General features: G+C 63.1%; 16 protein-coding genes. 14 read left to right on the top strand and 2 right to left on the bottom strand.

Translation table 11 applies throughout. The annotated features are described in order from the left end of the window. Nucleotides 1-25: 25 nt before the first annotated feature. The 14 genes from cobO to OQ248_RS02025 all read left to right on the top strand — a co-directional run bounded on the left by cobO (nt 26) and on the right by OQ248_RS02025 (nt 11406). A complete protein-coding gene (gene cobO / locus OQ248_RS02090; RefSeq protein ID WP_007950401.1) occupies nt 26-637 on the top strand; it encodes a cob(I)yrinic acid a,c-diamide adenosyltransferase in 612 nt (203 codons plus the stop codon). After that, a complete protein-coding gene (locus tag OQ248_RS02085; RefSeq protein ID WP_265811911.1) occupies nt 634-1929 on the top strand; it encodes a cobyrinate a,c-diamide synthase in 1296 nt (431 codons plus the stop codon). The genes cobO and OQ248_RS02085 overlap by 4 nt, the downstream gene beginning before the upstream one ends. After that, the gene (bluB, locus tag OQ248_RS02080) at nt 1926-2576 is read left to right on the top strand and encodes a 5,6-dimethylbenzimidazole synthase (RefSeq protein ID WP_265811910.1); all 651 of its coding nucleotides are present in this window, start codon (nt 1926-1928) and stop codon (nt 2574-2576) included. The genes OQ248_RS02085 and bluB overlap by 4 nt, the downstream gene beginning before the upstream one ends. Further along, entirely contained in the window at nt 2573-3481 is a 909-nt protein-coding gene (gene cbiB / locus OQ248_RS02075; protein ID WP_265811909.1) for an adenosylcobinamide-phosphate synthase CbiB, read from the top strand. The genes bluB and cbiB overlap by 4 nt, the downstream gene beginning before the upstream one ends. After that, a complete protein-coding gene (cobD, locus tag OQ248_RS02070) occupies nt 3474-4484 on the top strand; it encodes a threonine-phosphate decarboxylase CobD (protein ID WP_265811908.1) in 1011 nt (336 codons plus the stop codon). Before cbiB ends, cobD begins: the two co-directional genes overlap by 8 nt. Then, nucleotides 4481-5983 (top strand): cobyric acid synthase, encoded by a 1503-nt coding sequence (locus tag OQ248_RS02065; protein ID WP_265811907.1) that lies wholly within the window; start codon nt 4481-4483, stop codon nt 5981-5983. Before cobD ends, OQ248_RS02065 begins: the two co-directional genes overlap by 4 nt. 99 nt (nt 5984-6082) lie before the next feature. Continuing rightward, entirely contained in the window at nt 6083-6604 is a 522-nt protein-coding gene (gene cobU, locus OQ248_RS02060) for a bifunctional adenosylcobinamide kinase/adenosylcobinamide-phosphate guanylyltransferase (protein ID WP_096822997.1), read from the top strand. Continuing rightward, nucleotides 6601-7656, top strand: a complete 1056-nt coding sequence (gene cobT, locus OQ248_RS02055) for a nicotinate-nucleotide--dimethylbenzimidazole phosphoribosyltransferase (RefSeq protein WP_265811906.1) — start codon at nt 6601-6603, stop codon at nt 7654-7656. Before cobU ends, cobT begins: the two co-directional genes overlap by 4 nt. Next, nucleotides 7653-8228 carry an alpha-ribazole phosphatase family protein gene (cobC, locus tag OQ248_RS02050; protein WP_265811905.1) on the top strand — a complete coding sequence of 192 codons (576 nt, stop codon included), beginning with the start codon at nt 7653-7655 and terminating at the stop codon, nt 8226-8228. Before cobT ends, cobC begins: the two co-directional genes overlap by 4 nt. 1 nt (nt 8229) lies before the next feature. Further along, nucleotides 8230-8961, top strand: a complete 732-nt coding sequence (locus OQ248_RS02045; protein ID WP_265811904.1) for an adenosylcobinamide-GDP ribazoletransferase — start codon at nt 8230-8232, stop codon at nt 8959-8961. A 43-nt stretch (nt 8962-9004) separates the two neighbouring features. Beyond that, nucleotides 9005-9409: a MarR family transcriptional regulator gene (locus tag OQ248_RS02040; protein ID WP_007950413.1), complete on the top strand. Its 405-nt coding sequence runs from the start codon at nt 9005-9007 to the stop codon at nt 9407-9409. A 54-nt stretch (nt 9410-9463) separates the two neighbouring features. Then, entirely contained in the window at nt 9464-10672 is a 1209-nt protein-coding gene (locus OQ248_RS02035) for an MFS transporter (RefSeq protein ID WP_265811903.1), read from the top strand. After that, a complete protein-coding gene (locus OQ248_RS02030; RefSeq protein WP_256576024.1) occupies nt 10669-10794 on the top strand; it encodes a hypothetical protein in 126 nt (41 codons plus the stop codon). Before OQ248_RS02035 ends, OQ248_RS02030 begins: the two co-directional genes overlap by 4 nt. Nucleotides 10795-10845: 51 nt before the next feature. Then, on the top strand, nt 10846-11406 hold the full coding sequence (locus OQ248_RS02025; protein ID WP_096823002.1) for a glutathione peroxidase: 561 nt from the start codon (nt 10846-10848) through the stop codon (nt 11404-11406). A 97-nt stretch (nt 11407-11503) separates the two neighbouring features. Here OQ248_RS02025 and OQ248_RS02020 read toward each other — a convergent pair whose 3' ends face one another. Together OQ248_RS02020 and OQ248_RS02015 are read right to left on the bottom strand one after the other, a co-directional pair. Then, nucleotides 11504-12775 (bottom strand): outer membrane protein transport protein, encoded by a 1272-nt coding sequence (locus tag OQ248_RS02020; protein WP_265811902.1) that lies wholly within the window; start codon nt 12773-12775, stop codon nt 11504-11506. A gap of 146 nt (nt 12776-12921) precedes the next feature. After that, on the bottom strand, nt 12922-13404 hold the full coding sequence (locus OQ248_RS02015) for a hypothetical protein (protein WP_265811901.1): 483 nt from the start codon (nt 13402-13404) through the stop codon (nt 12922-12924). Between the last annotated feature and the right edge of the window lie 91 nt (nt 13405-13495).

Below are 13495 nucleotides of genomic sequence, written 5' to 3'. Positions count from 1 at the left end.
TCCAGCCTCAACGGAGAGCTCCCCCATGACTGATTCCCCCGAACGCGACGAGCGCCACCTGGCGCGCATGCAGCGCAAAAAAGCCGTGATCGACGAGCGTATCGCCAATTCGCCCGACGAATGCGGTCTGGTGCTGGTGTTGACCGGCAACGGCAAAGGCAAAAGCAGCTCGGCATTCGGCATGCTCGCCCGCGCCATGGGCCACGGCATGCAGTGCGGCGTGGTGCAGTTCATCAAGGGCCGTAACAGCACAGGCGAAGAATTGTTCTTCCGCCGCTTCCCGGAGCAGGTGCGTTTTCATGTGATGGGCGAAGGCTTCACCTGGGAAACCCAGGACCGCCAGCGTGACATCGCCGCCGCCGAAGCTGCATGGGAAGTTTCCCGTGAACTGCTGCGTGATCCGTCGATCGGTCTGGTGGTGCTCGACGAACTGAACATCGCCCTCAAGCACGGTTACCTCGATCTGGATCAGGTGCTCAGCGATCTGCAGGCCCGTCCGCCGATGCAGCACGTGATCGTCACCGGCCGCGCCGCCAAGCCGGAAATGATCGAGATGGGCGACACCGTCACCGAAATGGGCATGATCAAGCACGCCTTCCAGGCCGGTATCAAAGCGCAGAAAGGCGTCGAACTTTGAATCAACCACGTCACTGCCCGGCGGTACTGATCGCCGCGCCGGCCTCCGGCCAGGGCAAGACCACCGTCACCGCCGCACTGGCCCGTTTGCACCGCAATCAGGGCCGCAAGGTCCGCGTGTTCAAGTGCGGCCCGGACTTTCTCGACCCGATGATCCTCGAGCGCGCCAGCGGTGCGCCGGTCTACCAACTGGACATGTGGATGGTCGGCGAGCAGGAAAGCCGTCGTCTGCTGTGGGAAGCCGCCGCCGAAGCGGATCTGATCCTGATCGAAGGCGTGATGGGCCTGTTCGATGGCACGCCGTCGAGCGCCGATCTGGCGCGGCATTTCGGCGTGCCGGTACTCGGCGTGATCGACGGCACGGCCATGGCCCAAACCTTCGGCGCCTTGGCGCTGGGCCTGGCGCGCTATCAGCCGGACCTGCCGTTCGCCGGCGTGCTGGCCAACCGTGTCGGCACCGTGCGCCATGCGCAATTGCTCGAAGGCAGTCTCACTGAAGGCCTGCGCTGGTATGGCGCGTTGTCCCGGGAAACCGGGATCGAGCTGCCAAGCCGTCATCTAGGTCTGGTGCAGGCCAGCGAACTCAATGACCTCGATGTACGTCTCGACGCCGCCGCCGAAGCGCTGGCCGGCACTTGCGAGGTAGCGCTGCCGCCGGCCGTGGAATTCGCTGCACCTGAAGTCGTGAAGACCGAAAGACTGCTCGAAGGCGTGCGGATTGCCGTCGCCCGTGACGAAGCTTTCACCTTCACCTATGGCGCCAGTCTCGATCTGTTGCGGGCGATGGGTGCGGAGCTGAGTTTCTTCTCGCCGATCCGCGATACGCAATTGCCCGAAACCGACAGCTTGTACCTGCCCGGCGGTTATCCGGAATTGCACCACGTTGCCTTGTCGCAGAACGCCGACATGCTCAAAGCGATCCGCGCGCATCACGCCGCCGGTAAACCGCTGCTCGCCGAATGTGGCGGCATGCTCTATCTGCTGGATTCGTTGACCGATGTCGAAGGCACCCGCGCCGAGCTGGTCGGTTTGCTCAAGGGTGATGCGGTGATGCAGAAGCGTCTGGCAGCGCTGGCGTTGCAGTCCGTCGAGCTGCCGGAAGGCTTGCTGCGCGGCCACACCTATCACCATTCCCTGACCACCACTGAGCTGACGCCAATTGCCCGAGGCCACAGCCCCAATGGTGGACGCGGTGCCGAAGCGGTGTATCGGGAAGGGCGGATGACTGCCTCGTACGTGCACTTTTATTTCCCGTCGAACCCGTCGGCGATTGCCGCACTGTTGGTGCCATGACCGACAACGCCTTCACTGAAACCGAGCGCGCAGCGGTCTACCGCGCCATCGCCGAACGCCGCGACATGCGCCACTTCAGCGGCGGCACGGTCGAGCCGGAACTGCTGCGCCGTTTGCTGGAAGCCGCCCATCAGGCACCGAGCGTCGGCCTGATGCAGCCGTGGCGCTTCATCCGCATCAGCGACCGCGCCTTGCGCGGGGAGATCCAGAATCTGGTGGAAGAAGAACGGGTACGAACCGCCGAAGCCCTCGGCGAGCGCAGCGACGAGTTCATGAAGCTCAAGGTCGAGGGCATCAATGACTGCGCCGAGGTGCTGGTCGCAGCCTTGATGGACGATCGCGAGCGGCACATTTTTGGCCGCCGCACGCTGCCGGAAATGGACATGGCCTCATTGTCCTGCGCGATCCAGAACCTGTGGCTGGCGGCGCGCGCCGAAGGTCTGGGCATGGGCTGGGTGTCGCTGTTCGAGCCGCAGGCGCTGGCCGATCTGCTGCAACTGCCGGCCGGGGCCAAGCCGCTGGCGGTTCTTTGTCTGGGGCCGGTCAAGGAATTCTATCCGGCGCCGATGCTGGTACTCGAAGGGTGGGCGCAGGCGCGTCCGCTCAATGAGCTGCTGTATGAAAATTTCTGGGGAGTGAGTCAATGAGTGTGGCGTTGTTGAGTGTCGCCGCGGTCGCGCTGGATGCGCTGCTGGGTGAACCGAAACGCTGGCATCCGCTGGTGGCGTTCGGCAATTTTGCCGGGCGCATCGAGCAACGCTTCAACACCGGCGGGCGCGGCTGGCGCAGTCATGGTGTCACCGCTTGGGTGATCGCGGTGCTGCCGCTGACGTTACTTGCCACGGCATTGTCCTGGGCGCCTTATCTGGGCTGGATCGTCGAGATCATCGCACTGTATTGCGCCCTCGGCATGCGTAGTCTCGGCGAGCACGTCGAGCCGGTGGCCAAGGCCTTGCGCAGCGATGATCTGGAGGAGGCACGCAAACGCGTGGGTTATCTGGTCAGCCGCCAGACCAGTGAACTGGACAGCACCGCCGTCGCCCGCGCCGCCACCGAATCGGTGCTGGAGAACGGCAGCGATGCGGTGTTCGCCGCGATCTTCTGGTTTGTCGTGGCCGGTGCGCCGGGCGTGGTGCTCTATCGCCTGAGCAACACGCTCGATGCGATGTGGGGCTATCGCAACGAACGTTTCGAGCGTTTCGGCTGGGCGGCGGCAAAAATCGACGACGTCCTCAACTACATTCCTGCACGTCTGGTGGCGTTGACCTACGCGCTGTTGGGCAAGACCCGACTCGCGCTGAAATGCTGGCGCACCCAGGGTCCGAAATGGGACAGCCCGAACGCAGGCCCGGTGATGGCTGCCGGCGCGGGCGCGCTGGGCGTCGAGCTGGGCGGGCCGGCGATCTATCACGGCGAGCTGCACGAACGTCCGCAACTGGGCGAGGGTGCCCCGGCGGATGCCGATTCCATCGATCGCGGCTGGCAATTGGTCCAGCGCGGGGTATGGTTATGGCTGCTGATTCTCTGCGTGGGGGCTGAATTCTATGCTTGAGCACGGTGGCCGGCTGCGCAGGGCGGCGCTCGAATACGGCATCGCCGAAGAAGACTGGCTCGACCTGTCCACCGGGCTGGCGCCGTGGCCGTTTCCGGTCCCGGAGATCCCGCTGCGGGCCTGGGCGCGTCTGCCGGAAACCGATGACGGCTTGGAACAGGCGGCCTGCGACTACTACGGCGCTGCGCAAGTGTTGCCAGTAGCCGGTTCGCAGATGGCCATCCAGTTGCTGCCGCGTCTGCGCCGGGCTGGCAAGGTCGGTGTGCTGTCGCCGTGTTATGCCGAGCATGCCGAGGCCTGGCGGCGCAGTGGTTACATCGTCCGCGAGGTGCTGGAGCAGGAAGTCGATTTCTTCCTCGACAGCCTCGACGTGCTGGTGGTGGTCAACCCGAACAATCCCACCGGCCTGAGCCTGACGCCGGCGAAGTTGCTCGACTGGCACGCACGGCTGGCCCAGCGCGGCGGCTGGCTGGTGGTCGATGAAGCGTTCATGGACAACACCCCGCAGTTGAGCCTGGCGCCGCATACCCATCAGGTCGGACTGATCGTGTTACGTTCGTTCGGCAAGTTTTTCGGGCTGGCCGGTGTGCGGCTCGGGTTCGTGCTGGCCGAGCGCAAGTTGCTCCGTTTACTGGCCGAGCAGGTGGGTCCCTGGGCTGTCAGCGGGCCGACCCGGGTGCTGGGGCAGGCCTGCCTGCAAGACACCGAAGGTCATACCCGCCAGCGAATTCGCAGTGATGAAGCCAGCGAACGACTGGCCGCGCTGCTCGAACGCTACGGCTTCAAGCCTCAGGGTGGCTGTGCGCTGTTCCAGTGGCTGATCACCGAGCATGCTCACGCACTGCACGAATTCATGGCCCGTCGCGGCATCCTGCTGCGTCTCTTCACGCACAACAGCAGTCTGCGTTTCGGTCTGCCGGCCAATGCCGCCGATGAGGCGCGGCTTGAGCAGGCTCTGCAAGCGTTCGCCGTGGACCGCTCTATGGACAAGAAACCCGCATGACTACGTTAATGGTGCAAGGCACCACCTCCGATGCCGGCAAAAGTACGCTGGTGACGGCGCTGTGCCGCTGGGCAACCCGTCAGGGTGTTGCCGTGGTGCCGTTCAAACCGCAGAACATGGCGCTCAACAGCGCGGTGACTGCCGACGGCGGCGAAATCGGCCGGGCGCAAGCGGTGCAGGCGCAGGCCTCGCATCTTGAACCGCACACCGACATGAACCCGGTGCTGCTCAAGCCCAACAGCGACACCGGCGCCCAGGTCATCATCCATGGGCGTGCGGTCACCAGCATGAACGCCGTTGCCTATCACGACTACAAAGCCATCGCCATGCAGGCCGTGCTCGCCTCTCACGAGCGCTTGAGCGCCGCGTATCCGCTGGTAATGGTCGAGGGCGCTGGCTCGCCGGCGGAGATCAATCTGCGCGCCGGCGACATCGCCAACATGGGTTTCGCCGAAGCGGTGGATTGCCCGGTTTTGTTGATTGCCGACATCAATCGAGGCGGCGTGTTTGCCCATCTGGTGGGCACGCTGGAACTGCTGTCACCGAGCGAACAGGCGCGGGTCAAAGGCTTCATCATCAACCGCTTTCGCGGCGATATCGCTTTGCTGCAACCGGGCCTCGACTGGCTGGAACAGCGCACCGGCAAACCGGTGGTGGGCGTGCTGCCGTACGTGATGGATCTGCATCTGGAGGCCGAGGACGGCATCGACCAGCGTCAGACCGACAAGGCCGAGCAGGTACTGAAAGTGGTGGTGCCGGTACTGCCGCGCATCAGCAATCACACCGATTTCGATCCTCTGCGTTTGCATCCGCAAGTTGACCTGCAATTCATCGGCCCGGGGCAAGCGATTCCGCCGGCTGACCTGATCATCCTACCGGGCTCGAAAAGCGTCCGTAGCGATCTGGCTTATCTGCGCGCCAATGGCTGGGAAACCGCCATCAGCCGCCATCTGCGTTACGGCGGCAAGCTGCTGGGGATCTGCGGCGGTCTGCAAATGCTCGGCGAGCAGGTGCACGATCCGCTCGGCCTGGAAGGCGCGCCGGGTAGCAGCGCCGGTCTGGGCCTGCTGGCATTCGAAACCCGGCTCGAAGCCGAGAAGCAGCTGCGCAATGTGCGCGGGCGTCTGGCGCTGGAAGATGCCGAGGTCAGCGGTTATGAAATTCATGCGGGTGTGACGACTGGGGCTGCGCTGGAAAACGCCGCTGTGTATCTGGCCGACGGCCGCTGTGACGGTGCGCAAAGTCCTGACGGTCAGATTTTCGGCACCTACCTGCACGGCCTGTTCGAATCGCCGGCGGCCAGTGCAGCCCTGTTGCGCTGGGCCGGCTTGAACGATGTGCAGGAAGTGGATTACCACGGCTTGCGCGAGCGTGATATCGAGCGCTTGGCGGATCTGGTTGAGAAGCATCTCGATACCGATTTGTTGTGTGAACTCTGTGGTATCCAGGCCGGATGTGATGGCCTCTTCGCGGGCAAGCCCGCTCCCACAGGGTGCTGAGGTGTACTCAAATGCCATGCCTGGCCAAAATCCATTGTGGGAGCGGGCTTGCCCGCGAAGAAGTCAGTTGTCTCGACGAATTTTTTTCAGGATGCCTCCATGCTCCAACTGATTCTCGGCGGCGCCCGCTCCGGCAAAAGTCGCCTGGCCGAAAAACTCGCTACCGACAGCGCGCTGGCCGTGACCTACATCGCCACCAGCCAACCGCTGGATGGCGAGATGAATGAGCGCGTCGCCCATCACCGAGCGCGACGTCCTGCCGAATGGGCATTGATCGAAGAGCCGCTGGAACTGGCCCGTGTGCTGCGCGAAACCGCCAGCGCCGAGCGCTGCCTGCTGGTGGATTGCCTGACGCTGTGGCTGACCAATCTGCTGATGCTCGAAGACGCCGAGCGTCTCGCCGCCGAACGCGAAGCCCTGCTCGAATGCCTGGCGTCGCTGCCGGGTGAAATCATTTTTGTCAGCAACGAGACCGGAATGGGTGTCGTGCCGCTGGGCGAATTGACTCGCCGCTACGTCGATGAAGCCGGTTGGCTGCATCAAGCTCTGGCCGAGCGTTGTCAGCGAGTCGTCCTGACCGTCGCCGGCCTGCCCCTGACTCTGAAAGGACCTGCGTTATGACCCAAGCCTGGTGGCTGAACCCGTGCAAACCGGTGGATACGGACGCCGTTGAAAACGCGGCAGCGCGTCAGCAGCAATTGACCAAACCTGCCGGCTCCCTCGGGCAGCTGGAATCGGTGGCGGTGCAACTGGCCGGATTGCAGGGCCGGATCAAGCCGACACTCGATCAGGTCTGGATCGCGATTTTTGCCGGCGACCACGGCGTTGTCGCCGAAGGCGTTTCGGCGTTCCCGCAGGAAGTCACTGGCCAGATGCTGCTGAATTTCGTCAGCGGCGGCGCGGCGATCAGCGTGCTGGCGCGTCAACTCGGTGCGCAACTGGAAGTGGTGGATCTGGGCACCGTGACCCCGTCGCTGAACCTGCCGGGTGTGCGTCACCTGAACATCGGCCCGGGCACGGCGAATTTCGCCAAGGGCGCGGCGATGACTCAGGCTCAGGGCGAGCTGGCCTTGCAGGCCGGCCGCGACAGCGTGCTGCGGGCGAAGGCGGCGGGCGCGCAATTGTTCATCGGCGGCGAAATGGGTATCGGCAACACCACGGCTGCCAGTGCGCTGGCCTGTGCGCTGCTCGATTGCCCGGTAACCCACCTGACCGGCCCCGGTACCGGGTTGAATGCCGAAGGCGTCAGCCACAAGGCGCAGGTGATCGAGCGGGCGCTGGCGCTGCACGCGGTACAACGTGGGGATGCGTTGCAGACTCTGTTCAATCTCGGCGGCTTCGAGATTGCGGCTTTGGTCGGCGCGTATCTGGCGTGTGCTCAGGAAGGTGTGGCGGTGCTGGTGGACGGTTTCATCTGCACCGTCGCGGCGCTGGTGGCGGTGCGGCTGAATCCTGCCTGCCGTGAATGGCTGCTGTTCGGCCATCGCGGCGCCGAGCCGGGTCATCGTCACGTGCTGGAAACCCTTGGCGCCGAACCGCTACTGGAGCTGGGCCTGCGTCTGGGCGAGGGCAGCGGCGCCGCGCTGGCGGTGCCGTTGCTGCGCCTGGCCTGCGACCTGCACGGGCAGATGGCGACCTTCGCCGAAGCGGCGGTGGCGGATCGCCCGGCATGACGCTGCGTCTGGACCTGCTGCGCCACGGTGAAACCGAACTGGGCGGCGGCCTGCGCGGCAGTCTCGACGATGCACTGACCGAAAAGGGCTGGGCGCAGATGCGCGAGGCGGTGATCGGGCAGGGGCCGTGGGATCGGCTGGTCAGTTCGCCGTTGCAGCGTTGCGCGCGATTTGCTGATGAGTTGGGCGCGCAACGGGATCTGTCGGTGTCTCTGGACAAGGATCTGCAAGAGCTGCATTTCGGTGCCTGGGAAGGGCAGAGCGCGGCGGCGTTGATGGAAACCGATGCTGAAGCGCTTGGGCTGTTCTGGGCGGATCCCTATGCGTTTACTCCGCCGCAGGGTGAGCTGGTGACTGAGTTTTCAGCGCGGGTGCTGGCGGCGGTCATGCGCTTGCACGCCGCACATGCGGGGGAGCGGGTGTTGCTGGTCAGTCATGGTGGCGTCATGCGTCTGTTGCTGGCGCGGGCCCGTGGTTTGCCTCGTGAACAATTGCTCAATGTCGAAGTCGCTCACGGCGCGCTGTTTTCGCTGATCGTCGAGGCCGATGGTTCGCTCAAGGAAGTCTGCTGACATGCTGCCCCTGTGGATCGCCCTGCAATTTCTCAGCAGCCTGCCGATTCGTCTGCCGGGCATGCCGGCGCCTGAAGAGCTCGGGCGCTCGCTGCTGTTTTATCCGCTGGTGGGTTTACTGTTCGGCGTGATTCTCTGGGCGCTGAACATTGCTCTGGCCGGCGCGCCATTGCTGTTGCATGCCGCGTTGCTGCTGACGGTGTGGGTACTGCTGAGCGGCGCGCTGCACCTCGATGGGCTGGCGGACAGCGCCGATGCCTGGCTTGGTGGCTTTGGTGATCGCGAGCGTACGCTGACGATCATGAAAGACCCGCGCAGCGGGCCGATCGCAGTGGTGACACTGGTGCTGGTGTTGCTGCTCAAATACGCCGCGTTGTTGGCGTTGATCGAAAAACAACAAGGTATGGCGTTGATCATCGTGCCGCTGATGGGGCGAGCAGCGCTGCTCGGGCTGTTCCTGACCACAACCTATGTGCGGGCCGGCGGGTTGGGGCAGGCGCTGGCCGATCATCTGCCGCGCAAGACGGGTTGGCAGGTGCTGGTTGTGAGTGCGGCGGTGTGCGTGCTGATCGCCGGGTTCAACGCTGTCGTGGCGCTGCTGCTGTCGGTCGTGGTGTTCATCTGGCTACGGCATCTGATGGTGCGGCGACTGGGCGGAACCACCGGTGATACGGCCGGTGCCTTGCTGGAATTATTGGAGATGTCGGTGCTGGTCGGGCTGGCCTTGTTTTGATCTGTAACTTGATTTAACAGACTCGCGGGTATATACACGCATCATGCTTCCTTCTCAGTGTTTGTGCACCAACCTGCGTCGCGCCGCCCGTGGCGTCAGCAGGCATTACGACGGCGCTCTCGACGGCTTCGGGATCAACGTTGCCCAGTATTCTCTGCTGTGCAATCTGCAACGCCTGGATCAACCGAGCATTTCCGAACTGGCCGAGGCCATGGGGCTGGATCGCAGCACCCTTGGGCGCAATCTGCGGGTGCTGGAAGGCGAAGGGCTGGTGGCGCTGGCCGAGGGCGAAGACATGCGCAACCGCATCGTCCGGCTCACCGAAACCGGCGCACAACGCCTGGCAGCGGCCCTGCCGGCCTGGGAAGCGGCGCAACAGCGGTTGATCGACCGACTGGGTGCCGAGAAGCGTGAAACCTTGCTGCGGCTGTTGGATGAACTGGCCTGAGTGCCGGTTTTTTCCGAATCTAAGCGGGTATATACCCGCGACTGGAGAATAACAATGAGTTCGATGTGGCGTACGTGCGGTTGGGTGTTGCTGGGGAGTGCGCTGATTCTGGCGTTGTCATTGGGCGTGCGGCACGGCTTCGGCTTGTTTCTGTCGCCGATGAGCGCACAGTTTGGCTGGGGGCGCGAGGTGTTTGCCTTTGCCATTGCCCTGCAGAACCTGATCTGGGGTCTGGCGCAACCCTTCACTGGCGCGCTGGCTGACCGCTTCGGCGCGGCAAAAGTGGTGCTGATCGGTGGCGTGCTCTACGCCTTGGGCCTGGTGTTCATGGGGCTGTCGGAGACCGCTTTGGGTCTGTCCCTGAGTGCCGGCTTGCTGATCGGTATCGGGCTCTCAGGAACTTCTTTCTCGGTGATTCTCGGGGTGGTCGGTCGTGCGGTTCCGCCGGAAAAACGCAGCATGGGCATGGGTATCGCCAGCGCCGCCGGGTCCTTTGGCCAGTTCGCGATGCTGCCGGGCACCCTCGGCCTGATTGGCTGGCTGGGCTGGTCGGCCGCGTTGCTGGTGCTGGGTTTGCTGGTGGCGCTGATCGTGCCGCTGGTGAGCATGCTCAAGGACAAGCCACTGCCAGTGCTTGGGCATGAGCAGACCCTGTCCGAAGCCCTGCGTGAAGCCTGCTCGCACTCCGGGTTCTGGCTGTTGGCGTTCGGATTCTTCGTCTGCGGTTTCCAGGTGGTGTTCATCGGTGTGCACCTGCCGGCCTATCTGGTCGACCAGCATCTGCCGGCCACCGTCGGCACTACCGTGTTGGCGTTGATCGGGCTGTTCAACATCTTCGGAACCTACACCGCTGGCTGGCTCGGCGGGCGCATGTCCAAGCCGCGCTTGCTGACCGGGCTGTACCTGCTGCGGGCGGTGGTGATCGTGCTGTTCCTGTGGCTGCCGGTGACGACGACTACGGCGTATCTGTTCGGTATGGCGATGGGGTTCCTGTGGCTGTCGACGGTGCCGTTGACCAACGGTACGGTGGCGACCTTGTTTGGCGTGCGAAACCTGTCCATGCTCGGCGGGATCGTGTTCCTGTTCCATCAGCTCGGCTCGTTCCTCGGTGGCTGGCTGGGTGGGGTGGTGTATGACCGAACCGGGAGTTATGACTTGATCTGGCAAGTGGCGATTCTTTTGAGCCTGTTGGCGGCCGCGCTGAACTGGCCGGTGCGCGAGCGTCCGGTCGAGCGTCTGCAGGCCCGTACGAGCTCGGCATGAAGCGAATCTGGCCACGAATCGCCATCACCGCACTCGGCGCTGTCTTGCTGGCGCTGGTGTGGTGGGGCTGGCATCAGGGCGGCCTGGCGCTGATGCAGTTGGGCATGGGCGCTTGCCTGTAGGCTTCGAGGGCGAGTAACGTCGGGTTCTGACGACTCTCAAGGATGCCCGACATGCTCAAGCGCTGGTGTGCTGTTCCCGCGTTGCTGATGGCGTTGACCGGACTGGCCCAGGCCGCGGACTGTCCGGAGTTGCTGCAAGGTTCGCTGCCCAAATTGCGGGCCAAGGAATCCATCGACCTGTGCCAGCACTACGCCGACAAACCGCTGGTGGTGATCAACACCGCCAGCTTCTGTGGTTTCGCCCCGCAGTTCGAGGGCCTCGAAGCGCTCAACCAGCGTTACAAGGCGCAAGGGCTGGAAATGCTCGGCGTACCCTCCAATGACTTCAAACAAGAGTCCAAGGACAGCGCCGAGACCGCCAAGGTCTGCTACGCCAACTACGGCGTGACGTTCACCATGACCGAACCGCAGAAAGTCCGTGGTGACGGTGCCACCCATCTGTTCCAGGTGCTTGCCGCGCAAAGCAGCGCGCCGAAGTGGAATTTCTATAAATACGTGGTCGATCGTCAGGGCAAAGTGATCGCCAACTTTTCCAGTCTGACCAAGCCGGATGATCCGGAATTTCTCGCGGCCATCGAGAAAGCCATTGCGTCGAAACCGCTGAAACCCTGATCGACGCCCACAAAAAAGCCCCGCCTCTGCAAAGAGAGCGGGGCTTTTTAGTGGGCGAGGCCTCAAATGGTAAAGCGCTCAGCCTCGCCGTGCAGCATCAGAAGCGGTAGGTCGCACCGACACCGAAACCGTTTGCCGAGTTTTCATACTTGGCATCGTAGGTCTGGCCACGATCGTTTTCGTTGCGGATCTTGACGGCTTCTTCCTTCAGGTACGAGTAGGCGACGTCGATGGTCAAGTCGTCAGTCGGGCTCCAGCCGGCACCGATGCTGAAGATGGTCCGGTCACCGGTAGGGATGCGCGGCGAACGGTCGACGTTGTTGGTCGGCGACTGGTCGAAGGTCAGACCGGTACGCAGTACCCATTCCTTGTTCAGCTGGTAGGAAGTACCAACGGCGTAAGCCCAGCTGTCATGCCAGTTCTGCTCTTCGGTGATCTCGCCGAACTGACCGGCCAGCAGAGGCTGTACACCGGAGTTCTTGACGGTGATCTTTTCCAGCTGGCTCCAGCGGGTCCAGGTGGTACCGGCGTAGACGTTCCAGCGGTCGTTGATCGCCTGGGTTACCGAGAAGTCCACGGATTCAGGCGTGGTGATCTTCAGCGAAGCGTCGTACTTCTGGCTGGCGCCCAGACCGACTGCGGCCAATGCGCCGTAGTTGACCTTGGTGTTGCCTTCGAGCTTGTAGTCGACTTTCGAGTGGTAAGTCAGGCCCAGGCGAGTGGTGTCGGTCGCTTGTACCAGAACACCGATGTTGTAGCCCAGCGCGGTGTCGTCACCCTTGATCTTGACCTTGCCATCCGGCGCGGCCTGAGTGACTGACAGGTTGGATTCCAGCGTGCCGTCGATACGGTTAATGGTCGGACCGAAACCGATCGACACAACGTCGTTGAACTTGTAGCTGACAGTCGGCTGGAAGGTGATGACCTGTACTTCGGACTTGCTGCCGAAGTAGCGGCCGGCAAAGCCTTTTTCATAGTCGGTAATCAGGCCGAAGGGTACGTATACGCCCAGGCCGAATGCCCAATGCTCATCGATCGGCTTGACGTAGAAACCCATAGGAACTGAGGTGAAGGGCACCATGTCGCCTTTGTTGCTGCCGCCGTTGGGGCTGGAGCTGGCGTCGCTGATATCGGTCTTGGCATCGAGGAATGCAACGCCACCGGTGACTTGTTCGCGATTGAGGCGCGACATGCCGGCAGGGTTGCCGTAAACAGTGCTTGCGTCGTCGGCAGAAGAAGATCGCCCGGCGTACCCAGTCCCCATCCCGCTGATGCTGTGTTCGTTGATGGCAAAGCCAGCGGCGAAAATCTGCGTGGATGCCAGGGAAACGGCGAGGCTGATGGTGGTTTTGAGCATTACTTTTTTCATTATTAGAACTCCTGGTGATCACCGGGGCGAAAATTACCAACATTTTCGTCCCAGCGCTATAGTCCGTATGGCTTGAGTTAGAGCGGTTTTGTAGGACAATCCGACCAGATTCGCGACCCGTTGGCCGATCTTGCGAAACCGGTGAGTCAGCACGCGACCTGATTCAGCGGTGAAACACAGGTCTGCCATGCACAGGTGAAGTCGCGCAGGCGACCCTGGGGTTGAAAGGTCTGACGCCAGATGCGGGCCAGTGCGAGCAGGTCGTCCGGGTCGGGGAGGGTGGGGGTCTGTTCTTCCACCAGCAGCCAGGCAATGGCAGTGGCGTAACGCAGATTGACGGTCAGTTCGAGGTGCGGGCTGCTGAGAAAGGCATGCTGGCTTGCGAGGCCACGAACCAGGCTGGCGCGCTCCGGATCGAGCGCCAGGTAATGGTCCCATAGCGCCTGGTGGCGATGCTCGGCAATCCGGTACAGGCCGTGGCCACGGCGGTCATGCAGGGCGGAACCCAGGGCGGACTGGCTGGCGGCGATGCCCAGCAGCAGGGATTCGGCGGTGGCGCAGTGACGTCCCAGATAAATCAGCGTGGGACGGATCACATAGCGGCACAGTTCGCTGGCAGCGATACCCATAAAACCCTCGGATCTTGTTATTGGGCGGCGAGACCTGAAGGGGAGCTTGGCAGCTGTGGATCGAATCAGGCTCGCCGGAAGCGGATCACGC

Origin of the sequence: Pseudomonas sp. COW5 (genome assembly GCF_026240005.1) — a bacterium.
GTDB lineage: Bacteria > Pseudomonadota > Gammaproteobacteria > Pseudomonadales > Pseudomonadaceae > Aquipseudomonas > Aquipseudomonas kribbensis.
This window is presented reverse-complemented; position numbering and strand designations above follow the sequence as displayed.